Origin of the sequence: Stappia sp. P2PMeth1 (assembly GCF_900185735.1) — a bacterium.
GTDB lineage: Bacteria > Pseudomonadota > Alphaproteobacteria > Rhizobiales > Stappiaceae > Stappia.
This window is the reverse complement of record NZ_FYAW01000017.1, coordinates 50,514-75,450: the sequence shown is the minus strand read 5'-3', so window position 1 is coordinate 75,450 and position 24,937 is coordinate 50,514. Positions and strand designations below refer to the sequence as shown.

The 24,937-nt window shown below is 69.1% G+C and carries 21 protein-coding genes; 11 read left to right on the top strand and 10 right to left on the bottom strand.

Going from position 1 to position 24,937, the window contains the following annotated elements:
- Positions 1-39: 39 nt before the first annotated feature.
- The 3 genes from paaK to paaG form a co-directional block, all read right to left on the bottom strand.
- Positions 40-1,350, bottom strand: coding sequence for a phenylacetate--CoA ligase PaaK (gene paaK, locus P2PM1_RS09330; RefSeq protein WP_186399063.1), 1,311 nt, complete (start codon positions 1,348-1,350; stop codon positions 40-42).
- 90 nt (positions 1,351-1,440) lie between these two features.
- Positions 1,441-1,905 (bottom strand): hydroxyphenylacetyl-CoA thioesterase PaaI, encoded by a 465-nt coding sequence (gene paaI, locus P2PM1_RS09325; protein ID WP_186398860.1) that lies wholly within the window; start codon positions 1,903-1,905, stop codon positions 1,441-1,443.
- Positions 1,906-1,907: 2 nt separating this feature from the next.
- A complete protein-coding gene (gene paaG / locus P2PM1_RS09320) occupies positions 1,908-2,777 on the bottom strand; it encodes a 2-(1,2-epoxy-1,2-dihydrophenyl)acetyl-CoA isomerase PaaG (RefSeq protein ID WP_186398859.1) in 870 nt (289 codons plus the stop codon).
- A gap of 339 nt (positions 2,778-3,116) precedes the next feature.
- Between paaG and paaN the strand changes: the two genes are divergently transcribed.
- The 6 genes from paaN to P2PM1_RS09290 all read left to right on the top strand — a co-directional run bounded on the left by paaN (position 3,117) and on the right by P2PM1_RS09290 (position 9,488).
- On the top strand, positions 3,117-4,778 hold the full coding sequence (gene paaN / locus P2PM1_RS09315; RefSeq protein WP_186398858.1) for a phenylacetic acid degradation protein PaaN: 1,662 nt from the start codon (positions 3,117-3,119) through the stop codon (positions 4,776-4,778).
- A gap of 152 nt (positions 4,779-4,930) precedes the next feature.
- Positions 4,931-6,031 carry an ABC transporter substrate-binding protein gene (locus P2PM1_RS09310; RefSeq protein ID WP_244293204.1) on the top strand — a complete coding sequence of 367 codons (1,101 nt, stop codon included), beginning with the start codon at positions 4,931-4,933 and terminating at the stop codon, positions 6,029-6,031.
- Positions 6,032-6,159: 128 nt separating this feature from the next.
- Positions 6,160-7,032, top strand: coding sequence for a branched-chain amino acid ABC transporter permease (locus P2PM1_RS09305; protein ID WP_186389746.1), 873 nt, complete (start codon positions 6,160-6,162; stop codon positions 7,030-7,032).
- A gap of 2 nt (positions 7,033-7,034) precedes the next feature.
- Positions 7,035-7,982, top strand: coding sequence for a branched-chain amino acid ABC transporter permease (locus tag P2PM1_RS09300; RefSeq protein WP_186398857.1), 948 nt, complete (start codon positions 7,035-7,037; stop codon positions 7,980-7,982).
- A complete protein-coding gene (locus P2PM1_RS09295; protein ID WP_186398856.1) occupies positions 7,979-8,779 on the top strand; it encodes an ABC transporter ATP-binding protein in 801 nt (266 codons plus the stop codon). The genes P2PM1_RS09300 and P2PM1_RS09295 overlap by 4 nt, the downstream gene beginning before the upstream one ends.
- Complete coding sequence (locus P2PM1_RS09290) at positions 8,766-9,488, top strand: ABC transporter ATP-binding protein (RefSeq protein ID WP_186389749.1); 723 nt, start codon at positions 8,766-8,768, stop codon at positions 9,486-9,488. Before P2PM1_RS09295 ends, P2PM1_RS09290 begins: the two co-directional genes overlap by 14 nt.
- 12 nt (positions 9,489-9,500) lie before the next feature.
- Here the strand turns inward: P2PM1_RS09290 and P2PM1_RS09285 are convergent, their stop codons facing one another.
- Together P2PM1_RS09285 and cueR are read right to left on the bottom strand one after the other, a co-directional pair.
- Complete coding sequence (locus tag P2PM1_RS09285) at positions 9,501-9,920, bottom strand: cytochrome c (protein WP_186398855.1); 420 nt, start codon at positions 9,918-9,920, stop codon at positions 9,501-9,503.
- The gene (gene cueR, locus P2PM1_RS09280) at positions 9,917-10,330 is read right to left on the bottom strand and encodes a Cu(I)-responsive transcriptional regulator (RefSeq protein ID WP_186398854.1); all 414 of its coding nucleotides are present in this window, start codon (positions 10,328-10,330) and stop codon (positions 9,917-9,919) included. The genes P2PM1_RS09285 and cueR overlap by 4 nt, the downstream gene beginning before the upstream one ends.
- 267 nt (positions 10,331-10,597) lie before the next feature.
- Between cueR and P2PM1_RS09275 the strand changes: the two genes are divergently transcribed.
- Together P2PM1_RS09275 and P2PM1_RS09270 are read left to right on the top strand one after the other, a co-directional pair.
- Positions 10,598-11,728 (top strand): saccharopine dehydrogenase NADP-binding domain-containing protein, encoded by a 1,131-nt coding sequence (locus P2PM1_RS09275; RefSeq protein ID WP_186398853.1) that lies wholly within the window; start codon positions 10,598-10,600, stop codon positions 11,726-11,728.
- A gap of 181 nt (positions 11,729-11,909) precedes the next feature.
- Positions 11,910-14,111 (top strand): potassium/proton antiporter, encoded by a 2,202-nt coding sequence (locus P2PM1_RS09270; RefSeq protein ID WP_186398852.1) that lies wholly within the window; start codon positions 11,910-11,912, stop codon positions 14,109-14,111.
- A 21-nt stretch (positions 14,112-14,132) separates the two neighbouring features.
- Here P2PM1_RS09270 and P2PM1_RS09265 read toward each other — a convergent pair whose 3' ends face one another.
- Both P2PM1_RS09265 and P2PM1_RS09260 read right to left on the bottom strand, forming a co-directional pair.
- A complete protein-coding gene (locus P2PM1_RS09265) occupies positions 14,133-15,134 on the bottom strand; it encodes a ChaN family lipoprotein (protein ID WP_186398851.1) in 1,002 nt (333 codons plus the stop codon).
- 97 nt (positions 15,135-15,231) lie between these two features.
- The gene (locus tag P2PM1_RS09260) at positions 15,232-16,425 is read right to left on the bottom strand and encodes an acetyl-CoA C-acyltransferase family protein (protein WP_186398850.1); all 1,194 of its coding nucleotides are present in this window, start codon (positions 16,423-16,425) and stop codon (positions 15,232-15,234) included.
- A 400-nt stretch (positions 16,426-16,825) separates the two neighbouring features.
- Between P2PM1_RS09260 and P2PM1_RS09255 the strand changes: the two genes are divergently transcribed.
- Entirely contained in the window at positions 16,826-18,532 is a 1,707-nt protein-coding gene (locus tag P2PM1_RS09255; protein WP_186398849.1) for a hypothetical protein, read from the top strand.
- A gap of 271 nt (positions 18,533-18,803) precedes the next feature.
- On the opposite strand, the gene P2PM1_RS09250 is transcribed toward P2PM1_RS09255, so the two are convergent.
- A complete protein-coding gene (locus P2PM1_RS09250; RefSeq protein ID WP_186398848.1) occupies positions 18,804-20,303 on the bottom strand; it encodes a CoA-acylating methylmalonate-semialdehyde dehydrogenase in 1,500 nt (499 codons plus the stop codon).
- A gap of 213 nt (positions 20,304-20,516) precedes the next feature.
- Here P2PM1_RS09250 and P2PM1_RS09245 point away from each other — a divergent pair, with 213 nt between their 5' ends.
- Positions 20,517-21,398, top strand: coding sequence for a LysR family transcriptional regulator (locus P2PM1_RS09245; RefSeq protein WP_186398847.1), 882 nt, complete (start codon positions 20,517-20,519; stop codon positions 21,396-21,398).
- Between the two features lie 7 nt (positions 21,399-21,405).
- On the opposite strand, the gene P2PM1_RS09240 is transcribed toward P2PM1_RS09245, so the two are convergent.
- Complete coding sequence (locus tag P2PM1_RS09240) at positions 21,406-22,266, bottom strand: DMT family transporter (RefSeq protein ID WP_186398846.1); 861 nt, start codon at positions 22,264-22,266, stop codon at positions 21,406-21,408.
- A 121-nt stretch (positions 22,267-22,387) separates the two neighbouring features.
- On the opposite strand from P2PM1_RS09240, the gene P2PM1_RS09235 reads away from it, so the two are divergent.
- Positions 22,388-23,797: a PLP-dependent aminotransferase family protein gene (locus tag P2PM1_RS09235; RefSeq protein ID WP_186398845.1), complete on the top strand. Its 1,410-nt coding sequence runs from the start codon at positions 22,388-22,390 to the stop codon at positions 23,795-23,797.
- Here P2PM1_RS09235 and P2PM1_RS09230 read toward each other — a convergent pair whose 3' ends face one another.
- Positions 23,798-24,925, bottom strand: a complete 1,128-nt coding sequence (locus P2PM1_RS09230; RefSeq protein WP_186398844.1) for a Gfo/Idh/MocA family protein — start codon at positions 24,923-24,925, stop codon at positions 23,798-23,800.
- Positions 24,926-24,937 lie beyond the last annotated feature (12 nt).

The following is a 24,937-nucleotide window of genomic DNA, read 5'->3' as shown; positions in this document are numbered from 1 at the left end:
TCCGCGACCGCTGATCCTGTTGTTGCGGCCGCCGGCCTATCAGGCCTTCGGCCGGTTGTCGATCACCCGCTTCGCCTTGCCCATGGACCGTTCCAGCACGCCCGGATCGGAGACGGCGATACGGGTGCTGATCCCGATGACGTTCTTGATATGCGTCCGCAGCTCGGCCGCGGAGGCGGCGCGCTGCGCATCGTCGGCATGGGTGGGAAGCGCCTCGACATGGACGGTCATTTCGTCCATCCGGCCCGAGCGTGTCAATTCCACCTGATAATGCGGGGCAAGCCCCTCGACCCGCAGTAGCTGTTCCTCGATCTGGGTCGGGAAGACGTTGACGCCGCGCAGGATCATCATGTCGTCCGAGCGCCCCGTCACCTTCTCCATCCGCCGCATCGAGCGGGCCGTGCCCGGCAGCAGGCGCGTCAGGTCGCGGGTCCGGTAGCGGATGACCGGCATCGCCTCCTTGGTCAGCGAGGTGAAGACGAGCTCGCCCATCTCGCCGTCGGGGAGCACCTCGCCGGTCACCGGGTCGATGATCTCGGGATAGAAATGGTCTTCCCAGATATGCAGGCCGTCCTTGGTCTCGACGCATTCGTTGGCAACGCCCGGCCCCATCACCTCCGACAGGCCGTAAATGTCGACCGCATGCATGTCGAACGCCGTCTCGATCTCCTGGCGCATGGCATTGGTCCAGGGCTCGGCACCGAAGACGCCGACCTTCAGCGAGGTCTCGCGCGGGTCGATGCCGCGCGCGCGGTACTCGTCGAGGATCGCCAGCATGTAGGACGGCGTCACCATGATGACGTCGGGGCGGAAGTCCTCGATCAAGGACACCTGGCGCTCGGTCATGCCGCCGGAGATCGGCACGACGGTCATGCCCAGTTCCTCGGCGCCGTAATGGGCGCCGAGACCGCCGGTGAACAGGCCGTAGCCATAGGCGACATGGCAGATCATGCCCGGCCGGGCGCCGGCGGCGCGCAGCGAGCGGGCCATCACCGTCGCCCAGGTCTTGATGTCGTTGCGGGTGTAGCCGACGACGGTGGGCTTGCCCGTCGTGCCGGAGGAGGCATGGACACGCGCCACCTGCTCGCGCGGCACGGCATACATGCCGAAGGGATAGTTGTCGCGCAGGGTCTGCTTGTGGGTGAAGGGGAACCTGCCGAGGTCCGCCAGCGTCTTCAGGTCGTCCGGATGGACGCCGGCCTCCTCGAAGCTCTTGCGGTAATGGGCAACGTTCTCATAGGCGTGACGCAGCGACCACCTGAGCCGGTCGAGCTGCAGCGCCGCGATCTCGTCGCGCGACGCGGTTTCGATAGGGTCGAGATCGCCCGGCTTCGGCGCCAGATCGAACATGCGTGTCATCCTCCCCGGATTGTCCTGTGCCGTCGCGGGGCTCCGCCGCGCGCGGCCAATGCTCTTGTTGAAAGCCGTCGCCCCCGCGGGTCACCCGGTCGGCAGATGGGTGCCCTTGATGGTGCGGGAATTGCCGCGAAACTCGGCCAGCACCTCGCCCGCCGCATTGGTCACGGTGACATCGGTGATGCCCGAACGCCCCTCGCGCCAGCGCTCGACGGCCGCCGCGACGAGCCGCTCGCCGAGCCGTCCGGGCCGCAGGAAGCTGACCGCGCAATGGCTCGCCACGGTGTTCTGGTTGTGGCTGTTGCAGGCAAAGGCGAAGGCCGAATCCGCCAGCGTGAAGATATAGCCGCCGTGGCAGATGCCATGGCCGTTGACCATCGCCTCGGTGACGGTCATGGCAATGACCGCGCGGCCCGGGCCGACCTCGACAATCTCCATGCCGAGACCCTGGCTCGCCTTGTCGCCTGCCCACATGGCCTCGGCGCAGGCGCGGGCCAGTTCCTCCGGGCTCATGCTGCTCGCCGGTCGTGCGGCTTGCGTGTCGGTCATGGTCACGCCTCCCCGCCCGTGCCCGTGCCCGTGCCCGCGCCCTTGGGCGGACGGCCGGTAAAGGACGGCGCGCGCTTGGCCATGAAGGCGGCGACGCCTTCCGCGTAGTCCGGCGAGCGTCCGGCCAGCCCCTGCAGGTCGCGCTCCAGGTCGAGCTGGGTATCGAGGTCGTTGCCGAAGGAGGCTTCCAGCGCCTGCTTGACGAGGCCGAGGCCGAAGGTCGGCGCGGCGGCGAGTTCTCCGGCAAGCCGGCGCGCCTCGCCCATCAACTCGCCATCCGGCAGGGCCTTCCAGATCATGCCCCAGTCCTCCGCCTGGCGGGCGGAAACCGGGGTGGCGAGCAGCGCCAGCGCCTTGGCGCGGGCAAGGCCGACGAGGCGCGGCAGCGTCCAGGTGCCGCCGGAATCGGGCACGAGGCCGATCTTCGAGAAGGCCTGGATGAACTTGGCGCTCTCGCCGGCCAGAACGATGTCGCAGGCCAGCGCGATATTGGCGCCGGCGCCTGCGGCAACGCCGTTGACGGCGCAGACGACCGGCTTCGGCAGCGCCTTCAGCCGGCGCAGCAAGGGGTTGTAATTCGCCTCGATGGTGCGGGTGAGGTCCGGCGGGGCATCGCCCGGCGCGGTGACGCGGTCGCTGAGGTCCTGGCCCGCGCAGAAGCCGCGCCCGGCGCCGGTCAGCAGCACGCAGCGGATGTCGGCATCGCCCTCGGCAATGTCCATCGCCTCGCGCAGCGCGGCATGCATCGCCTCGTTGAAGGAATTCAGCTTGTCCGGCCGGTTCAGGGTGACGACGAGGACGCCGCCCTCGCGCTCGACCAGAACGGGCGCGGGCTCCGCCCCGCCGTGAGCCGCAGAAGTCTCGGTTTGCATGCGCCCTCCCGTTGCGCCGGTGCCGCCGCCGCGACGTGGTTCCACCCTCAAGGTGCCCTCCCCCGTCGTGACGCGTACCGGTCGCCCTCGTGATTTTTCACTTGACTGACCAACCGGTCGGTCAATTATTATGATCGTCAATCGGGCGCTGTCAATCACGTCCGGACCAACGAACCGACCCGCCCCCGTGGCATCGCGATCAGGCCGAAGTCTGGACGCGACCGGAGAGGCGGGCAAGACACAGGCGGCGCGCCCGCCGGGAGGACAACGCCAGCGGAGCCCGCAAGACGGGCCCCTGTCGGCGTGCGCCCGGCCAGCGCGTCACGCAGGGAGACGGTCATGGCCGCATTCTTCGACACGCACAAGGCGACCCTCGACACGGCGGTGGCGACGATCCATAGCCGTGGCTACTGGTCCGCCTATCCGGAGGTTCCCTCCGGCAAGATCTATGGCGAGAGCGCGAAGGACGACGGCGAGGCCGCCTTCAAGGCCCTGCTCGGCACGCCGTTCGAGCTGGACCAGCCGACGACGGGCGGGCGTGTCGGCCACGAGGTCAGCCCCTTCGGCCTCGACCTTGCCATCTCCTATCCCGAGACCACGCCGGATATGGCCGTTGCCGCGGCGAAGGCCGCGATGGACGGCTGGGGCAAGGCGAGCGCGGAAGCGCGCGCCGGCGTCTGCCTGGAGATCCTGCAACGCATCAACCGGCAGAGCTTCCTCTTCGCCAATGCGGTGATGCACACCTCCGGCCAGGCCTTCATGATGGCGTTCCAGGCCGGCGGCCCGCATGCGCAGGACCGGGGGCTCGAGGCCGTTGCCTATGCCTATGACGAGATGAGCCGCATTCCCGGCGCGGTGCGCTGGGAAAAGCCGCAAGGCCCGAAGGACCCGCTGGTGCTGGACAAGCAGTTCCGCATCGTGCCGCGCGGTCCGGCGCTGGTCATCGGCTGCGCCACCTTCCCGACCTGGAACAGCTATCCGGGCCTCTTCGCCAGCCTTGCGACCGGCAACCCGGTGATCGTCAAGCCGCATCCGGGCGCGATCCTGCCGCTGGCGCTGACGGTCAAGATCGGCCGCGAGGTGCTTGCCGAGGCCGGCTTCGATGCGAACGTGCTGCAGCTCGCCGCCGACACCGCCGACAAGCCGCTGACCAAGGAGCTGGTCACCCATCCGGACGTCGCGATCATCGACTTCACCGGCTCGCCGGCCTTCGGCGCCTGGTTGCGCGAAAACGCCAGGGGCAAGCTGGTCTATACCGAGGAAGCCGGCGTCAACTCCATCGTCATCGCCGGCACGCCGTCGATGCGCGGCATGGCCGGCAACATCGCCTTCTCGCTCTCGCTCTATTCCGGGCAGATGTGCACCGCGCCGCAGAACATCTTCGTGCCGCGCGGCGGCATCGACACGGACGAGGGTCACAAGAGCTTCGACGAGGTCGCCGGCGCCATCGCCACCGCCGTCGACAAGCTGCTGGGCGACCCCCAGCGCGCGGCCGGCGTGCTCGGCGCGGTCCAGAGCGAGACGACGCTGCAGCGCATCGCCGAGGCCCGCAAGCTCGGCAAGGTGCTGCGCGACAGCACCCCGGTCGAGGGCATGGACGGCGCCCGCTCGGCGACCCCGCTGGTGCTGGCGGTCGATGCGAAGGACGAGGCGGCCTATCTGGAGGAGCGGTTCGGGCCGATCAGCTTCGTGATCGCCACCGACAGCGCGGAGGACGCGATCGCCCGTGCGGCGGGCTCCGCCAGGACGCGCGGCGCGATCACCGCGGCGCTCTACGCGAGCGACGAGAGCCTGATCGACAAGGCGGCCGATGCCTTCGCCGAGGCCGGCGTGGCGCTGTCGGTCAACCTGACCGGCGGCATCTTCGTCAACCAGTCCGCCGCCTTCTCCGACTATCACGTCACCGGAGCGAACCCGGCCGGCAATGCCTGTCTGTGCGACAGCGCCTTCGTCGCCAACCGCTTCCGCGTGGCAGCCATGCGCCGCCCGGTCGCGGCGTAGGAACGGACGGGCCGGGAGCGACGCACTCGCCCCCGGCCCCTGCTTTCCGAACGGGAGACCGGAAACAGACTGCACTGGACCTGTGGGAGGAAACAAAAATGGCAGTTTTCGGAAAATGCATCCGTGGCGCGGCCCTGCTGGCCGGTGTCGCCATGGTCTGGGCCGCCCCTGCGGCGGCCGACACGATCAAGATCGGCGCGCCGCTGTCGGTCACCGGCCCCGCATCCTTCCTCGGCGACCCCGAGGCGAGGACGCTGCAGATGTATGTGGAGAAGCTCAACGCCGAAGGCGGGGTCAACGGCAAGCAGCTCGAGCTGATCGTCTATGACGACAGTGCCGATGCCAACAAGGCGCGCACCTTCGCCACCCGTCTGGTCGAGGACGATCAGGTCGTCGCGGTTGTCGGCGGCTCGACCACCGGCACGACGATGGCGATGATCCCGGTCTTCGAGGAAGCGGGCATCCCCTTCATCTCGCTGGCCGGCGCGGTCGTGATCATCGATCCGGTGAAGGAGTTCACCTTCAAGACCCCGCATACCGACCGCATGGCCTGCGAGAAGATCTTCGCCGACATGCAGACCCAGGGGATTGCCAGGATCGGCATGATCTCCGGCACCGGCGGCTTCGACAAGTCGATGCGCGAGCAGTGTCTTGAGGTGGTGGGCAATTACGGCATCGAGATCGTCGCGGACGAGACCTATGGTCCGAGCGATTCCGACATGACGCCGCAGCTCACCAACATCAAGAACGCCGCCGGCCTGCAGGCGGTCGTCAATCCCGGCTTCGGCCAGGGGCCGGCGATCGTCACGCGCAACTACAAGCAGCTCGGCATCGACGTGCCGCTCTACCAGAGCCACGGCGTTGCCTCGAAGTCCTTCATCGACCTTGCCGGCGATGCCGCCGAGGGCGTGCGCCTGCCGGCTTCGGCGCTTCTGGTTGCCGAAAAGCTGCCGGATGACGACCCGCAGAAGGCCGTCGTCGTCGAATACAAGACGACCTACGAGGAAAAGACCGGCCAGCCGGTGTCGACCTTCGGCGGCCATGCCTATGACGGGCTGATGATCCTGGTCGAGGCGATGCAGCGCGCCGGGTCCGAGGACCCCAAGGCGATCCGCGACGAGATCGAGAAGACCTCGGGCTTCATGGGCACCGCCGGCGTCGTCAACATGTCGCCGGACGACCATATGGGCCTCGACCTGACCGCCTTCCGGATGCTGGAGATCCGCGGCGGCGACTGGACGCTGGTCGAGTAACGCGCAAGCGACTCTCCCGCCGCGCGCGCCGGCACTCACCGGCGCGCGCGGCGGCTGCCCACTGCACCCGACATTGTAGGCCCCCGGCCCGGCCGCCGCGACGGCGCGGGCAAGCTGACGGCGGACCCATGCCCGAGTTGCTGCAATTCTGTGTTTCCGGCCTGACGGTCGGCGCGGTCTACGCGCTGGTCGCGCTCGGTTTCACCATCATCTACAACGCCTCCGACGTGGTGAATTTCGCGCAAGGCGAATTCGTCATGATCGGCGGCATGACCACGGTCTTCGCCACCGCCGCTGGCGTGCCGCTGCCGCTGGCCGCGCTCGGTGCCGTGCTCGTCGCGATGGTCGTCGGCCTGCTGCTGCACCGGCTGGCGATCGAGCCGGCGCGCGGCGCCTCGCCGGTGACCTTGATCATCATCACCATCGGCGCCTCGATCTTCCTGCGCGGCCTCGCGCAGGTGGTGTTCGACAAGCAGTTCCACTCGCTTCCCGCCTTTTCCGGCAACACGCCGATCCGCTTCGGCGGCGCCGCAATCTTGCCCCAGAGCTTCTGGGTGCTCGGCGGGGCGGCGGTGATCGTCGCCGTGCTGTGGGCCTTCTTCAACCGCACGCTGATCGGCAAGGCGGTGCTGGCGACGGCGGCGAACCGGCTGGCCGCCCGCCTCGTCGGCATCAACACCTCCTTCGTGATGGGCCTGTCCTTCGTCATGTCGGCGGCGATCGGCGCCGTCGCCGGCATCCTCGTCACCCCGATCACGCTGACCAGCTACGATGTCGGCATGCTACTGGCGCTCAAGGGCTTCGCCGCGGCGATGCTCGGCGGCATGGGCAACCCGCTCGGCGCGGTGGTCGGCGGGCTCGCCGTCGGCCTGCTGGAAGCGCTCGGCGCCGGCTATATCTCCTCCACCTACAAGGACGCCATCGCCTTCATCGTCATCCTGATCGTGCTCTTCGCCCTGCCGGGCGGGCTGTTCGGCAAGGCCAGCGTGGAGCGCGTGTGACCATGGGCAGGCTCCTTTCCCACCGGCTCGCCGTGCCGCTCGTGATCGCGCTGCTGGTCGTCGCGCTGTCCTTCGCCATGCCCTCCAACTTCTATTACCGCGTCGCCGCGCTGGTCTGGATCTCGGCGCTCGCCGTCATCGGCCTCAACCTGCTGATGGGCTATGCCGGCCAGGTGAGCCTCGGTCATGCCGGCTTCTTCGGCATCGGCGCCTATGCAGTGGCCGTGCTGCCGGCGCAATTCGGCCTGCATCCGCTCGTCGCGGCCCTTGTCGGCGCTTTTGCCACCGCCGCCCTCGCCTTCCTGGTCGGCCGGCCGATCCTGCGGCTCAAGGGCCACTATCTCGCCGTTGCGACGCTCGGCTTCGGCATCCTCATCGCCATGACGATTTCCAACGAGGCCTGGCTGACCGGCGGACCGGACGGCATGCCGGTGGAGCGGCTGACGCTGTTCGGCTGGCGGGTGCGCAGCGCCGACACCTGGTACTGGATCACCGGCGGCCTTCTGGTCATCGGCGCCTGGATCGCCTGCAACCTCGTCGCCAGCCCGACCGGCCGGGCGCTGAGGGCCCTGCACGATTCCGAGGTCGCCGCGCGCGTTGCCGGCATCGACGTCGCCCGCGCCAAGCTCACCGTCTTCGTCATCTCGGCGGTCTATGCCTCGGTCGCCGGCTCGACGCTGGCCCTGCTCAACGGCTTCGTGACGCCGGACAAGGCCAATTTCCTGCATTCCATCGAGCTGGTGACCATGGTCGTGCTCGGCGGCATGGGCTCGGTCCTCGGCTCGCTCGCGGGCGCGGCGATCCTCGTCGTGCTGCCGCAGGTGCTGACCGGCTTCCACGACTACGAACACATGATCCTCGGCCTGATCATGATGGTGATCATGATCGTGCTGCGCGCCGGCATCGTGCCGAGCCTTGCGGCGCTCTTCAAGGGGAGGTGGAAGAAGTGACGGCGACGACGCCCCTCCTCGAGGTCAACGAGATCGGCATCGCCTTCGGCGGCGTGCGCGCCGTCGACAATGTCAGCTTCTCGGCGCGCCCCGGCGAGGTGTTCTCGATCATCGGCCCGAACGGCGCCGGCAAGACCACGCTGTTCAACCTGGTCTCCGGCATCTATCGGCCGAAGTCCGGCAGCGTGCGGCTGGCCGGCGAGCCGGTCACCGCGCTGGAGCCGAACCGGCTGGCGGAGCGCGGGTTGTCGCGTACCTTCCAGAACCTGCAGGTGTTCTTCCGCATGACGGCGCGGGAGAATGTGATGGTCGGCCGGCATCTGCGCGAACAGCGCGGGCTGCTCGCCCACCTGTTCGCCCTGCCCTCGACCGGCCGCCAGAACCGGGAGAGCGCGGCGGTCGCCGATGCCCTGCTGGAGCGCGTCGGCCTTGCCGCGCTGGCGGACATCGCAGCCGCGAACCTGCCCTATGGCGCCTTGAAGCGCCTGGAGATCGCCCGGGCGCTCGCTGCCGAACCGAAGGTGCTGCTGCTCGACGAGCCGGCGGCCGGCTGCAATCCGGTCGAGACCGAGGAGATCGAGAAGCTGATCCGCAAGATCGCCGACGACGGCGTCGCCGTGGTGCTGGTCGAGCACGACATGAAGCTGGTCATGCGCATCTCCGACCGGATCCTCGTCCTCGACCAGGGCCGGATGCTGGCGGAGGGATCGGCGGCCGAGATCCGCTCCAATCCGAAGGTGATCGAGGCCTATCTTGGAACCCACGGCACGCGGGAGGCCAACCTTGCACTCGACTGAGCCGCTTCTGCGCGTCGAGGCGCTGCGCTCCGCCTATGGGCGGATCGAGGCGCTGCACGGCGTTTCCCTGAGCGTCGCCGCCGGCGAGATCGTCGCGCTGGTCGGCGGCAACGGCGCCGGCAAGACCACCTTGCTCCGCACCCTGTCCGGCGTGCAGCCGATGACCGGCGGCAGCCTCTCCTTCCAGGGGCGCGACATCTCCCGCGCCAGCCCGCATGCGCGGGTCGCGGCCGGCATAGCCCAGGTGCCGGAAGGCCGGCAGATCTTCGCGCCGCTCGCCATCGAGGACAATCTGCGGCTCGGCGCCTATCTGCGCAAGGATGCGGAGATCGCCTCGGACCTGGAGCGGATCTACAGCCTCTTCCCGGTGCTGAAGGAGCGGCGGCGGAACCCGGCCGGCGGCCTGTCCGGCGGCCAGCAGCAGATGCTGGCGATCGGCCGCGCCCTGATGAGCCGGCCGACGCTGCTGCTGCTCGACGAGCCGTCGATGGGCCTGGCTCCGGTGCTGGTCGACCAGGTGTTCGAGATCATCCAGCGGCTGAACCGCGAGGACGGCGTCACCGTGTTCCTGGTGGAGCAGAACGCCTTCGCGGCGCTCTCCATCGCCACGCGCGGCTATGTCATCGAGACCGGCGAGATCGCCATCGAAGGCAAGGGCTCCGCGCTGCTGGCCGACGAGCGGGTGCGCGAGGCCTATCTCGGCGTCTAACCCTAAAGCCTTTCAGAAGATGCCGTTGGCCCGCTGCAACGTCCGCACATAGGCGATGATCGCGGCGACGTCCTGCGGGCTCGCCTCAGGCACGGGCGGCATGTCGCCGAAGGTCCAGTGGTGCTGGCGGACGCCGCGCGTTGCCGCCAGCACGAAGGCCCCGTCGGCGTGATGCCCCGGCTCGTAGACGACGTGGACAAGCGGCGGGGCGATCCCCTGCCGTCCGGCTGCGTTTTCGCCGTGGCAACTGGCGCAAAGGGCGTCGAACGCGGTTCTCCCCTCGGCCGCGAGATCCGACAGCTCCGGCACCTTCACCTCCACCATGGCGGACGCCGGCGCCGGATCCGGCACGTCCTGCGGCCACAGAACCACCGCCAGCACGACGACCAGCACGGCGGCACCGCCGAGGAGAAGGCCCTTACGCCGGATCATTGATGCCCGCCGCACGAGGGTCCGCTACCCCTGGCCAGATCCTCCAGGATCGGGCAGTCCGGCCGCGCATCGCCATGGCAGGACTCCACCAGGCGGGTGAGCGTCGCCTTCATCGAGCGCAGTTCCACGATCTTGCGTTCCACCTCGCCGATCTTCTCCATCGCGACGGCGCGGACATCGGCGCTGGCGCGGTGCTCGTCCTCGTAGAGCGACAGCAACATGCGGCACTCCTCGATGGTGAAGCCGAGGCTGCGCGCGCGCTGCAGGAACTGCAGGCGGTGGATGTCCGTCTCCGTATAGTCGCGATAGCCGTTGCCGGCCCGCGCCGGGTGGATCAGGTCGATCTCCTCGTAATAGCGGATCGTCTTGGGCGGCAGGCTGGCAAGGGCCGCGGCCTCTCCGATGTTCATGACGCGCCTCCGGTCGAGCGGGCGAGCGCGCAGCCGGCCCGCCAGTCAACGTTTGGACATCATCATGCACCTTCCAGCAGGTGGAAGGTCAAGCGCGGGCGAATCCTCACGTCCGCAAGGGCGCGGCCGAAAGGGCAGCTTCCCGACACTTAGACGGAAGAGCCGGCATATCGCCGGAAAGTCCGGCTGATCCGACGCGATGCGTTCTGACATCCGGACAAAGGCTCTCCTATCCTGGAGCAACAACACCCAGAGGAGATTGCCTTCATGACTGTCTGGCCGGTGCTCATCGTCGGTGCGGGAAAGATTGGCCGCACCATCGCCGCCCTGCTCGCCGCAACGGGCGACTATCGTGTGACCATTGCCGACCGGGATGCCGCCGCGCTCGCCGCCGCCCGGCGGCCGGATGTCGCCACCGTCGAGGTCGACGTCGCCGACGAGGACGCGCTGGTAGAGGCGCTTGCCGGCCACCGCGCGGTGCTGTCGGCCGCCCCGTTCTTTCTGACCCAGACCATCGCCCGCGCGGCAAAGCGCGCCGGCGCGCATTATCTCGACCTGACCGAGGATGTCGCCTCGACCAAGACAGTCAAGGCGCTGGCCGAGGGCGCGCACACGGCCTTCGCGCCGCAATGCGGCCTGGCGCCGGGCTTCGTCTCCATCGCCGCGCATGACCTTGCCGGCCGCTTCGACGCGCTGGAGAACCTCACCTTGCGGGTCGGCGCCCTGCCCCGCTACCCGACCAATGCGCTGAAATACAATCTCACCTGGTCGACCGACGGCTTGATCAACGAGTACTGCAACCCTTGCGAGGCGGTGCTCGACGGCGAACGGGCGCTGCTGCAGCCGCTGGAGGGCTACGAGACCTTCTCTCTCGACGGCGTCGACTACGAGGCGTTCAACACGTCGGGCGGCCTCGGCTCGCTGGCCGAGACGCTGGAAGGTCGCGTGCGCAACCTGCGCTATCTGACCGTGCGCTATCCCGGCCACCGCGACATCATGCGGCTGCTGCTCACCGATCTCGGCCTGAAGGACCGGCGCGACCTGATGCGCGACGTGCTGGAAACCGCCGTGCCGATCACCCGCCAGGACGTGGTGCTGGTGTTCATCACTGCTTCCGGCCGGCGCGGCGACCAGCGCGAGCAGATGTCGGCGGTCTACCGGGTCACTGCGCAGGAAGTGGCCGGCGAGACCTGGAGCGCCATCCAGATCACCACCGCCTCGGGCATCTGCGCGACGCTGGACATGCTGCGCGACGGCACGCTGCCGGGACGCGGCTTCGTCAAGCAGGAGGCGATCCCGCTCGCCGCTTTCCTCGCCAACCGCTTCGGCCGCGCCTATGGCCAGGACGGCGGTGCCTTGCGCCCGATCGCGACGCGGGAACGCCTCGCCGCCGCGTGAGCTGCCGCGCTTTTCTTGAAAAACTGTTTCTGGCGGTGCCTGGCACCGCCATTTTTTTAACTCATATCAATAGAATATCTGAAAACCGCCCCGGTTCCGGCGCGATTTGCCGGTAGTCAAGAGGTCATCGCGATCAAGCCATGGCGCGGAGCCAACGCCGCGCCCGGAGAATGCCAAGTCCATGTTCGAAACGCTCACCCTGCTGATCCTGATCGCCGCCGGGCTCGTCGCCCTTTCGGTGTTCACGTCCTTGGTGAGCTTTCGGATCGGCGCGCCGTTGCTGCTGGTCTTCCTGCTGGTGGGCCTTGCCGCCGGCGAGGACGGGCCGGGCGGCATCGCCTTCTCCGACACACGGGCCGCCTATTTCATCGGCTCCATCGCCCTCACCTTCATCCTGTTCGACAGCGGGTTCCGCACCCGGCTGGCGACCTTCCGCCTGGCGGCGGCTCCCGCGGTGGCGCTGGCGACGATCGGCGTCGCCCTGACGGCCGGCGTCGTCGGCGCGGCGGCGCATTACCTGTTCGGATGGGCCTGGACCGACGGCCTGCTGCTCGGCGCCATCGTCGGCTCGACCGACGCGGCGGCGGTGTTCTTCCTGCTGCGGGTCGGCGGGGTGAACCTGCGCGAGATGATCTCCGCGACGCTGGAAGTCGAATCCGGCTCGAACGACCCGATGGCGATCTTCCTCACGGTGACGCTGATCGGCATGATCACCGCCGGCTCGATGGAAGCGGATGCGGCGGCCGGTGCCGAACTGATCCTGGAGTTCGTCCGCCAGATGGGCCTCGGCCTGCTGCTGGGCCTGGCCGGCGGTTATGCCATCGTGCAGATCGTCAACCGCCTCAAGCTGGAGGCCGCGCTCTACCCGATCCTGGTGCTGGCACTGGCGCTGGTCCTGATGGCGGTGACCACGCTGGCCGGCGGCAGCGGCTTCCTGGCGGTCTATGTCGCCGGCATCCTGTGCGGCAATGTCCGCATGCGTCAGCAGCCCTCGCTGAAGAAGTTCCAGGGCGGCACCACCTGGCTCAGCCAGATCGGCATGTTCGTCACGCTCGGCCTTTTGGCCTCGCCCTCGCAGTTCGGCGAGGTGGCGCTGGAGGGCTTCGGCCTTGCCGCCGTGCTGATCTTCCTTGCCCGGCCCTTCGCGGTCTGGCTGTGCCTGATGCCCTTCGGCTTTTCCCGCGGCGAGATCGCCTTCGTCTCCTGGGTGGGCCTGCGCGGCGCGGTGTCGATCCTGCTCGCCATCCTGCCGCTGATCGCCGGCCTGCCGAACGCGCAGGAGATCTTCAACGTCACCTTCCTGATCGTGCTGACCTCCTTGGTGCTGCAGGGCTGGACGATCCGCCCGATGGCGCGCTGGCTGAAGCTGACCGTGCCGCCGCGCATGGGGCCGGTCGACCGGATCGAGCTGGAATTGCCCGGCGGGCAGGATCACGAACTGGTCGGCTATACCGTGCATCCCGCCAGCCCGGTGGCGCGGGGCGAGCGCATCCCCCGCTGGGCAAGGCCGGTGCTGATCCTGCGCGAGGGGCGCAGCATCCGCCTGCAGAAGGCCGGCAAGCCGCAGCCCGGCGACCGGCTCTATATCCTCGCCAGTCCGCGCCAGGTGCCGGTGCTCGACACGCTGTTCGCCGCCGTGACGCAGGAGGAGAACGATCCGGCGCTGTTCGGCGACTTCGACCTCGATCCCGACACGCAACTGGCGGAACTGGGCGCGCTCTACGGCTTCCATGTGCACAAGGCGGACGCGGAGATGACCCTGCGCGCCTTCATGAAGCGCGAGCTTGGTGACGATGTCGAGCCGGCCGACCGCGTCGCCTATGGCGATATCGACCTCGTCGTGCGCGCCATCGACAGCGACCACGTCATCACCGCCGTCGGCCTTGCCGTCGAACATATCGACCCGGTCGAGCCCACCCTGCCCTTCTTCTTCTCCCGCGAGGACTTTTCGAGGGTCGGCCGCCGGCTTGCCAACCGGGTCAAACGCCGCCGTGCCCGTGCCAAGGTGATGGCGCGGCGCCGACAAGCCTATGACAGGACGGAGGACACGTCGGGGGATGCGGCGGCCGCCGCCGCAGCGGCGGCGATCGCCTCGCCCGACGCGGAGCCCTTCAAAGAGCCCCCCATGGAGCCCTCCCGGATGCCCGAAGAGGCGCCCCGAGAGGCGGGCTCAAGTGCACCCGGGCCGGCGGGCCAGGCACAGGCCAAGGCCCCGCCTGTCAAGGGCAAGGCGACGACGGGCAAGGCCACGACGGGCGAGAGCGACGACGACGCGGAGGACGAGCAGGCACAGGAGTGGCGCGCCGACGCAGCTCGAGACGCCCGCGAGGGGGACGAGGAGACGCCCTGCATTGCAGCGGCAAGCCACGGCTCCACCGGCTGACGGCGGCCCGCGAGGGCATGCCTATTCGCTCTTGCCGAAGCGCACCCGCAGGCTCTCGCAAGGGTCGCCGCGCTGCTGGCGCGGCGTGAACCAGAGATAGTCGTAAGGCGGCGGAGCCTCCGCCGAGCCGCCGGCATAAAGGGCGGGCTCCGTCCTGTCCTCCACCACCTCGACGAAGCCGACCGCAACGCTCGCTGCATCCGGCTCCCGCCACTCCAGATAGCGCGGGACGCCGAGGTCCTTGCGCACATGGCCGGAGCCGGCGATCAGCACCGCCACCTCCCCAGCCCCCGAGATCCCTCCCGAGATCCCTCCCGAAATCATCGCGTCGGCCAGCGTCGCATCGCGCAGCCGCTGCACGGCGACGAGCGGGGTCAGCGCCTCGCGCGGCATCAGCGCGCAATGCCCGTCGAACAGGGTGTCGAGCAGCACCGCATCGGCCGCCTCGCCCAGGGGCTCGGCAAGGCGCAGCGCGGCGATCCGCTCCGCGCCCAGCACCTCCGCCCCTTCGGCGGCGACCTTGCGGCGTTCCTCACGCGGCGTGTCGCCGGCAATGATCGGCAGATCCCGCTCCACCGCCACCTCGATCACCGGCCGGTAGATCGCATAATCCGGCCAGCCCGACTGCTCCCAGCCGAGCGCCGCGCCGAAGCCCTCCGCCGTCGCCTGCCCGCCGCCGAGATAGGCATCGACATCGCCCTGGCGGTCGCGGGCCAGCATCTCCAGCACCACGGCGGGCCTGCGCCCTGCCTCGCTCGCCGCGGCCAGCAGATGCGCCTGCAAGGCGTGATGATCGGGATTGTCGTGGATTTCGCCCAGCAGCACGAAGCGGGCACCGGCCACCGCCGTTTCCACCTCGGCCGGCTCGACGAAGGCGGCCCTGGCGACCGACCAGATGCGCCCGGCAAGCGGGTGGTCCGCGCCGTCAGTGAGGCTGAAGGCGGGAGGCTCCCCCACCTGCGCCACGGCGGCGGACGGGAGCAGCAGCAGGGCGGCAGCAAACCGCAGGAAAGCAAGGCGCATGTCCGCCAGCCTCGATCGTCGACAGGGGGTCACCCGGTCACATGGGACGGCGGCCGGGAATGGAAAGGGCTCGGCCGCCGGCACGAGAGGGTGCGTATCACAGGGGATTGAGGTTCTCGACGGCGAGCGCGATGCCCTGGCCGCCGCCGATGCACATGGTGACGAGGCCGTAGCGGCCGCCGGTGCGCTCCAACTCGTAAAGCGCCTTGACGGTGATGAGGCACCCGGTGGCACCGACCGGATGGCCGAGCGCGATCGCCCCGCCATTCGGATTGACCCGGTCGGAGGGGAAGCCGAGCTCGCGCATCACCGCGCAGGCCTGGGCCGCGAAAGCCTCGTTGGATTCGATCACGTCGAAGTCGGCCGCCGTCAGGCCGGTCTTCTCGAACAGCTTCTGCACGGCCGGGATCGGCCCGATGCCCATCACCTCCGGCGCGACGCCGGCATGGGCATAGCCGACCAGCCGCGCCATCGGCTTCAGCCCGCGCGCCTCGGCCAGCGCCCGGTCGGCGAGCACCACGGCCGCCGCGCCGTCATTGATGCCCGAGGAATTGCCGGCCGTCACCGAGCCGTCCTTGCGGAACACCGGGCGCAGGCCGCTGAGCGTCGCGTGCGAGGTGTCGGCGCGGACATGCTCGTCGGTGTCGAAGGTCACCGTGTTGCGGCCGGCCTGGATCTCGAGCGGCAGGATCTGCTCCTTGAAGCGCCCGTCGCGGATGGCAAGCGCCGCCCGGTGCTGGCTCTCCACGGCGAGCGAGTCCTGCGCCTCGCGGCTGATATTGTGGCGGGCGGCGACGTTCTCCGCCGTGATGCCCATATGGCCGCCGCCGAAGGGATCGTTGAGCGCGCCGAGCATCATGTCGTACATCACGGCCTCGCCCATCTTGACGCCGAAGCGGGCGCCGGGGCTGGAATACGGGGCACGGCTCATGGATTCGGCACCGCCCGCCAGCGCATAGTCGGCATCGCCGAGCAGGATCGACTGCGCCGCCGAGACGATGGCCTGGGCGCCCGAGCCGCAGAGCCGGTTCAGCGTCAGCGCCGGGGTCTCGACCGGGATGCCGGCATCGACGGCGGCAACGCGCGCCAGATACATGTCGCGCGGCTCGGTGTTGATGACATGGCCGAAGACGACATGGCCGATCTCCTGCGGCGCAATGCCGGAGCGGCGCAGCGCTTCCGCCGCGACCTTGGCGCCGAGCTCCGTCGGCGGCACGGATTTCAACGCTCCGCCGAACGACCCGATCGCCGTGCGCACGCCCGACAGAAACACAACTTCACGCTTCGACATTCAACCGACTCCCGAGCCCCCGACCGGCGCAGCCTAGCCGCGATGTCCAGCTTGCGTAAAGGGAAACGTCCAATATCGTCATTTTTTACAGGAGCACGAGCCCGACCGACGGAGCATATTCGACCTGCCCCCAGGCCGAGCTGCACGCCCCATCCCCGGGCGGACTGAAAACCGCTATTTAAATCAGCGATCTGATCTTGAAGGGGGCATGAACTTCGCTACAGTCTCGGCAACATCCTCGGCAGGTCCTCGCACCCGGAAATCTCACTAGAGCACCTTCATCGCAATGGCGAGCTTGATCGCCCCGCCGGTTGCGGCAGGGCGACTGCGGGGACGACGGGGGAAAGGCACCGGGATCGCGACAGGACCGAGGCTGAAGCATGGACGGGAACAGGGCAGCATGACGGACAGTCTGAAGCAGGTGTTCAGCCCGCGCGATCCGGCGCTGTTCCCGATCACGGTCGGCGAGGTGCGGGTCGCCCCGGGCGCGCAGGTGGCGCCCGATACCGTGCTGATGACGCTGCGCACCTCGGACGGCAAGACGCTGGCCATGCGCTCGCCGGTGCCCGGCCGCGTGGTGCTGATCGCCGCCGGGCCGGGCGATGTGCTCGCCAGCCCGCGGCCGCTCGTCTCCATTGCCGAAACCCTGCCGGCGGACGACGCCCCGTCCGCAGCGCCAGCCGGCGACAGCCCCGCAGAGGCCGAAGCCGCGGTGCCGCCGGCAAAGCCCCTCGCCGAAGACGCGCCCTCCGCCACCGGCCCACAAGCCCCGCCCTCAGTGTCAACCTCCACCAATGCCGGAAGGATCGCCATGATCGCAGCCGCCGCCCTCGTCGTTGCCGTCGCCGTCTTCGCCGTTCTGCCCGGTGCCGAGGAGCCGCCGCGGATCGCCGCACCGCCGACGTTATCGGCGTCTCCCGCATCGCCCCCCGCATCGTCCGCGGTGCCGCAACCGGCGGAAACCCCGCCCCGGGCAGCCGATGCCCCGCCGGTGCAGACAGGTCCGCTGTCGCGGGACGTGATGCTGGCCAGAAGTCTCGACGGCCGGGCGACGGGGCGGGCCGCCACCGGACGGATCCCGGGACAGGGCCTGCTGGCGGTCCAGCGGCATGGCAGCTTCGTCCAATGCCCCGCGATCCTCGTTTCCGACCGCCACGCGATCACCACGCGGCTGTGCCTCGATGTCCGCTCCACCAGCGACGTCACCGAAGGGGACAGCACGATCACCTTCCGTTCGGCGCGTCCCTACGCGGAAGGCAGCATCGACAGCCGATCCTACTTCCATTTCTGGCAGACCGGCGTGACGGCCGTGCATGTCTGGCACGGCGAGGTGGAGGGCGGCTCGCCGGTCTCGCTCGCGCTGGTGGAGTTGGCCGAAGCCGCGCCCAAGGCGCTCGGCCGGTCGGGACACTGGTCGATGACCTCGGCGAGCGCGCCGCCGCTTCTGGACCTGCGCTCCTATTCGGCGACACAGCCGCTGCCCGGCAATGCGGAGACGGTCGCCTGCCGCTACTGGCTGCACGAGCGGGCGACGCCGGAAGTCTCCCGGAACGGCATGCCGCTGACCGTCGACCCGAACTGTCCGGATGCACGGCCGCTGGTGGACGGTCCCTTCATGGCCCGCCATGCGGACGGCACGTCCTATTTCGCCGGCTTCTATTCGCGCGAGGGACGCTACAAGACGGAGAGCATCGTGGCGCTCGCCCTGTCGCGCGGCGACGAGGCGGTGATCGCCTCGGCGCGGAACGGCACGCTGCTGCCCGGCTCGGTGCGCCTGTTTCCGGCACAGGCGCAGCCGCCCCGGCCATCGCATCAGGTGCTGGTCTCGAATCCCTGCGACACGCCCACCCGTTTCGTCGCCATCTCAGCGGGCAAGAAGCGCAACACGGAAACGCGCGTGATCTATGAGGTCGATGCGAACACGGCCTCGAGTCTCGTGCTCAACCTCAAGCCGGACGACGACACCCTGTTCTTGAGCGAGACGACGATGCGTCCGGCACAAGGCCTCGTGCGCCACGATTTCGAGGGCGAGGTCTATTACGGGCTCGACTTCGACATCACCTCCCCGCTGCAGATGCTGCTGGTGACGGAGTGCAGGGCCGGCTGAGCCGCCCCTTCGGACGCACGAAAAACCCGCCCCGGTCAGGCCGGAGCGGGTTTTTCATTCTTGAAGAGCATTGCCGGGCCGGTTGCGGTCCGCGCGCGGGCTGACGCCCGCTTACCCTCGCGATCGTGCCACCGGCACGATCGATCCGGCCCCGAAGGGCCCGACCGGGGTTGGCGGTCTCGACGCGGGCTGGCGCCCGCTTACACTCGACCGCGTTCGCCCCTGCCATCGCCCCACTGGGGCGATGGCTCGGGCTGCGCCCGACCGGGGCTCACTTCATCGTCGGGATGACGAACTCGGCGCCGTCCTTCAGGCCCGACGGCCAGCGCGAGGTCACCGTCTTGGTCCGCGTGTAGAAGCGGAACGCATCCGGGCCGTGCTGGTTGAGATCGCCGAAGCCGGACTTCTTCCAGCCGCCGAACGTGTGATAGGCGAGCGGCACCGGGATCGGCACGTTGATGCCGACCATGCCGATGTTGATGCGGCTGGCGAAGTCGCGGGCCGTGTCGCCGTCGCGGGTGAAGATCGCGGTGCCGTTGCCGTATTCGTGGCTCATCGGCAGTTCGAGCGCCTCGTCATAGTCCTTGGCGCGCACGACGGAGAGCACCGGGCCGAAGATCTCTTCCTTGTAGATCGCCATGTCCCTGGTGACGTTGTCGAACAGGCAGCCGCCCATGAAGAAGCCGTTCTCGTAGCCCTGCATGGTGAAGTTGCGGCCGTCGACGGCGAGCGTCGCGCCTTCCTTCACGCCCTGGTCGACCAGACCCTTGACGCGGGCCAGCGCCTGGGCGGTGACGAGCGGGCCGAAGTCGACGTCGTTGCCGGCCGTGTAAGGCCCGATCTTCAGCGCCTCGACGCGCGGGATCAGGCGCTGCATCAGCGCGTTGGCGGCTTCCTCGCCGACCGGGACGGCGACCGAGATCGCCATGCAGCGCTCGCCGGCGGCACCATAGCCGGCGCCGATCAGCGCATCGGCCGCCTGGTCCATGTCGGCATCCGGCATGATGATCATGTGGTTCTTGGCGCCGCCGAAGCACTGCGCGCGCTTGCCGTTGGCGGTGGCACGCGAATAGACATAGGCCGCGATGGAGGTGGAGCCGACGAAGCCGACCGCCATGATGTCCGGATCGTCGAGCACACCGTCGACCGCTTCCTTGTCGCCGTTGACGACGTTGAGGATGCCGGCCGGCAGGCCCGCCTCGATCATCAGTTCGGCCAGCATGATCGGCACGGACGGATCGCGCTCCGACGGCTTCAGGATGAAGGCATTGCCGGCGGCGATCGCCGGGCAGAACTTCCACATCGGGATCATCGCCGGGAAGTTGAACGGCGTGATGCCGGCGACGACGCCGAGCGGCTGGCGCATCGAATACATGTCGATGCCGGGGCCGGCACCTTCGGTGAACTCGCCCTTCAGCAGATGCGGCGCGCCGATGCAGAACTCGGCGACCTCGAGGCCGCGGATGACGTCGCCCTTGGCGTCCGGAATGGTCTTGCCGTGCTCGCGCGACAGCGCCTCGGCGAGCTTGTCCATGTCGCGGTGCAGCAGGTCGACGAACTTCATCAGCACGCGGGCGCGCTTCTGCGGGTTCTGGGCGGCCCAGGCCGGCTGGGCGGCGGCAGCGTTCTCGACCGCGGCGCGCAGCTCGGCCTGCGAGGCGAGCGCCACCTTGGCCTGAACCTCGCCGGTGGCCGGATTGTAGACGTCGGCGAAGCGGCCCGAGGTGCCCTCGACATGCTTGCCGCCGATGAAATGTCCGATTGTCTTCATGGGTCGTTTCTCCCTTTTGGCGCAGCCCGCACGGTGGAGCGCGCACCTTCTCGCGGCCAGATGCCACGTTCGAGGCTGCCCCTGTCATGCCTTCGTTTTTTGTTGCGCGCAATAGGCGGAAAGCCGCATCCGTTGTGCGAAATTTATAGTCATGCTAGCGCTGATCCGGAGCTTGCCCCAAAAACTAGCCCCGCAGCCTGCCGGAGAGCGCGCATGAACTGGGACGATACACGCATTTTCCTCGCCGTGGCGCGCAGCGGCCAGTTGCTCGCCGCGGCAAGGGCGCTCGGCGTCAATCATGCGACCGTCGCCCGCCGCCTCGGCGCGCTGGAGGAGGATCTCGGCGTCAAGCTGGTCGACCGGCGCACCACCGGTTCGGCGCTGACGACGGCCGGCGAGCGGTTCCTCGCCACCGCCGAGCGGATCGAGGCGGAGATGCTGGAGGCCCGCGCCGAGATCGGCGATGCGGATGTCGCGGTGTCCGGCACGGTGCGGATCGGCGCGCCGGACGGCTTCGGCGTCGCCTTCCTCGCCCCGCGCCTCGGCACCCTGACCGAGCGCCATCCGGCCCTGACGCTGCAGCTCGTTCCCGTTCCCCGCGCGGTCTCCCTGTCGCGGCGCGAGGCGGACATCGCCATCACCGTCGAGCGGCCGGACCATGGCCGGCTGGTCGCCCGCAAGCTGGTCGACTACACGCTCGGCCTCTATGCCTCGCGCGATTATCTCGCCCGCGCCGGCACGCCGCAGACCACCGCGGAGCTCAAGGCGCACGCGCTGGTCGGCTATGTGGAGGATCTCGTCTATTCCGGCGCCCTCGCCTATGCCGAGGAGATCGACCGCGCCTTCCAGCCGCGTTTCGAGATCGCCTCCGCGCTCGGCCAGACCGAGGCGGTGCGCTCTGGTGCCGGCATCGGCATCCTGCATGCCTTCATCGCCCGCACCGATCCCGACCTGGTGCGGGTGCTGCCCGAGCGCACCATCGCCCGCAGCTACTGGCTGGTGCTGCATGAAAGCGTGCGGGACCTCGGCCGGGTGCGGGTGGTCGCCGATTTCATCTCCGAAGCGGTGGCGAGCGAGCGCGGCATCTTCTCCTGAGCCCGCCTCAGGCGTGGCGACGGGCGCCGACGACACAGGCCACGACGAAGACGGTGACGGCGATCATCGACGGGGCGACCGGCTCGCCGAGCAGCAGGCCGGCCAGCAGCAGGCCGAAGAACGGCTGCAACAGTTGCAACTGGCCGACACCGGCGATGCCGCCGAGCGCCAGCCCGCGATACCAGAAGAAGAAGCCGACCAGCATCGAGAACACCGAGACATAGGCAAGGCCGGCCCAGGCGGGCATGGCGATGCCGGCCAGCGTCTGCGGCTGGACGGCGAGCCCCAGCGCGGCCATTGGCGGCAGCGAGAAGACCAGCGCCCAGCAGATCACCTGCCAGCCGCCGAGATGGCGCGCCAGCCTTGCCCCTTCCGCATAACCGAAGCCGCAGACGAGGATCGCGGCGAGCATCAAGAGATCGCCGACCAGCGAGACCTCGCCATTGCCTTGCAACGCGAAAAGGGCGACGGCCAGCGCGCCGGCGCCGGAAAAGGCCCAGAACAGCGGGCGCGGGCGCTCGCCGCCGCGCAACACGCCGAAGATCGCCGTCGCCAGCGGCAGCAACCCGATGAAGACGATGGAATGGGCGGCCGTGACATGCTCCAGCGCCATCGCGGTGAGCAGCGGGAAGCCGACGACGACGCCGAGCGCCACCAGCACCAGCGGCAGCACGTCGCCCGCCGCCGGGCGCTTCTGGCGCAGCACCAGCAGGATCGCAGCCGCCAGCAGCGCCGCCAGCACGGCGCGCGCCGAAGTGAGGAACAGCGGGCTGAAGCCGCCGACCGCAACACGGGTCGCCGGCAGCGAGCCGCTGAAGATCAGCACGCCGAGGAGACCATTGCCCCAGGCGGCGAGAGGTGAGTGCATGCCGTTGCTCCTGTCCATCACCCGCAAGGTGTGGCGCGGCAGCGCTGGCGGAGACAGGTACAGACCAGTACAATCACTCGAAACTGTACCAGTTCAACAAACCATACAGATGGGCGACAGGATGAGCCGCGGCACCCGCACGCAAACCGTGATGGCAACGATCCGCCGGCGGATCGAGACGCGGGCGCTGGCGCCGGGCGAGCGCCTTCCATCGATCCGCGGCCTTGCCGCCTCGCTGCGGGTCTCGCCGTCGACCGTGGTGGAGGCCTATGACCGGCTGGCGGCCGACGGGCTGATCACAGCCCGGCGCGGCTCCGGCTTCTTCGTGCTGGGCACGCCGCCGCCCTTGCAGGTCGCCACGGCGGGAGCAAAGCTCGACCGGGCCATCGATCCGTTCTGGATCTCGCGGCAGGCGCTGGATGCCGATCCCGCCGCGCCCAAGCCCGGCTGCGGCTGGATGCCGGCCGAGTGGATGCCGACCGATGCCCTGCGCCGCGCCCTGCGCAGCTTGTCGCGGGTGGAGGCGGCAACGCTCGCCGACTATGGCAGCGCGCAAGGTCAGGGCGAGCTGCGCCGGCTGATCGCCCGCGATCTTGCCGAACAGGGGCTGGAGGTGCCGCCCGACCGCATCCTGCTGGCCGGCTCGGGGACCCAAGCCATGGACCTGATCTGCCGGCTGCTGCTGCGTCCCGGCGACACGGTGCTGGTCGACGATCCCTGCTATTTCAACTTCCAGGCCCTGCTGCGGGCGCATCAGGTGCGGATCATCAGTGTTCCCTATACGCCGCAGGGACCGGATACGGAGCGGTTCGCGGAGGCTCTGGCGAGCGCGCGGCCTCGGCTTTACCTCACCAACTCGGCCCTGCACAACCCGACCGGCGCGACCATCTCCGCGCCCGTGGCGCACCGGCTCTTGGTGCTTGCCGCCCAGCACGACCTCACCATCATCGAGGACGACATCTTCGCCGCCTTCGAGCCGGAGCCCTCCCCCCGCCTTGCCGCGCTCGACGGGCTGGAGCGGGTGATCCGCATCGGCAGCTTTTCCAAGACCCTGTCGGCCTCGGCGCGCTGCGGCTATATCGCTGCCCGGCCCGACTGGATCTCGGCTCTGATCGATCTGCAGGTGGCGACGAATTTCGGCGGGCCGAGCCCGATGGCGGCCGAGCTGCTGCGCGTCGTCCTTGCCGACGGCGGTTATCGCAAGCATGTCGCGGCACTGCGCGGCCGCCTTGCCAAGGCGCGGCGGCAGGCGGCCCTGCGGCTCGGCGCGCTCGGCATCGCTCCCTGGCTGGAGCCGCGCGGCGGCTTCTACCTGTGGTGCCGGCTACCGGAGGAGCTGGATGCGGCGGACGTCGCCCGCGCCGCGCTGAAGCGGGGCATCGTGCTCGCGCCGGGCAATGCCTTCAGCGCCGCGCAGACGCTACCTGCCTTCATGCGCTTCAACGTCAGCCAGATGGGCGGGCCGCAGGTCGATGCGGTGCTCGCCGAAGCGCTGTCCGAGGCCCGCGAGATCCGCGCGCAGGCCAACTGATCAGCCGACCTCCTCCCAGCCACCGCTTGCGAAGGACCGGGCCGCGGCATGGACCGTGCGCTCGATCTCGATGCCTTCCTCGAAGGTGACGAGGCTCGCCGGCTCGCCCCGGATCAGGCGGATCAGCTCGCGGCATTCGATCACCTTGAGATCGTTGAAGCCGAGGCCGTGGCCCGGCGCCGGCACGAAGCTGCCATAGGGCGAATGCGCGGGGCCGGTGAGAATGCGGGTGAAGCCCTGGCGGGCGGGATCGCCGGTCGCGCGATAGAGCTCGATCTCGTTCATCCGCTCCTGGTCGTAGAGGATCGAGCCCTTCGAGCCGAAGACCTGCAGCGCGATCCGCCCCTTGCGCCCCCAGGCCGAGCGGTTGACCAGGAGGCTCGCCTGCAACCCACCGGAAAAGCGCAGCAGGACGTTGGCCATGTCGTGGGTTTCCACCGCGCGGCGGCCGCCCTCGGCCAGCGGCCGGGTGGCATAGGGTTTCGCCATGTCGCAGAACACCCGCTCGGCCTTGCCGAACAGCCGGTAGGCCAGCGACAGCGGATGCACGGCGAAATCGTCGAGCGCGCCGTAGCCGGAACTCGCCTCGCTCTTCCAGAAGAAAGCCTGCTCCGGATCGGCCATGAAGTCCTCGTCCATCTCGGCGCGCAACTGGATGGGCTCGCCGATGGCGCCGTCGCCGATCATCCGGGCGATCTCGCGAAAGGCCGGGTTCTGGATGTAATTGTAGCCGAGCACCGCGATGCGCCCGCTGCCGCGCGCCGCCGCCAGCATCCCTTGCGCATCGGCAAGCGCCGGCGCCATCGGCTTTTCGCACCACACATGCTTGCCGGCCTGCAGCGCGGCGATCGCCATTTCCGGATGGAAGGCATTCGGCGTCGTGATCGACACCACATCGACGGCGGGATCGCTCACCAGCGCCCGCCAGTCGGACGTTGCGCGGGCAAAGCCGAAGGCCGAGGCGCGCTGGCGGGCGAGATCCTCGCTGACCTCCGCCAGCATTTCGAGCCTCGGACGCGCCACATCGCCGAAGACCGCGCGCACCGCATTCCAGGCCAGCGCGTGGCACTTGCCCATATAGCCGGTGCCGATGAGACCGACGCCAAGCGAACCGTCCGGACTGGTCATCGCATCGCCTCC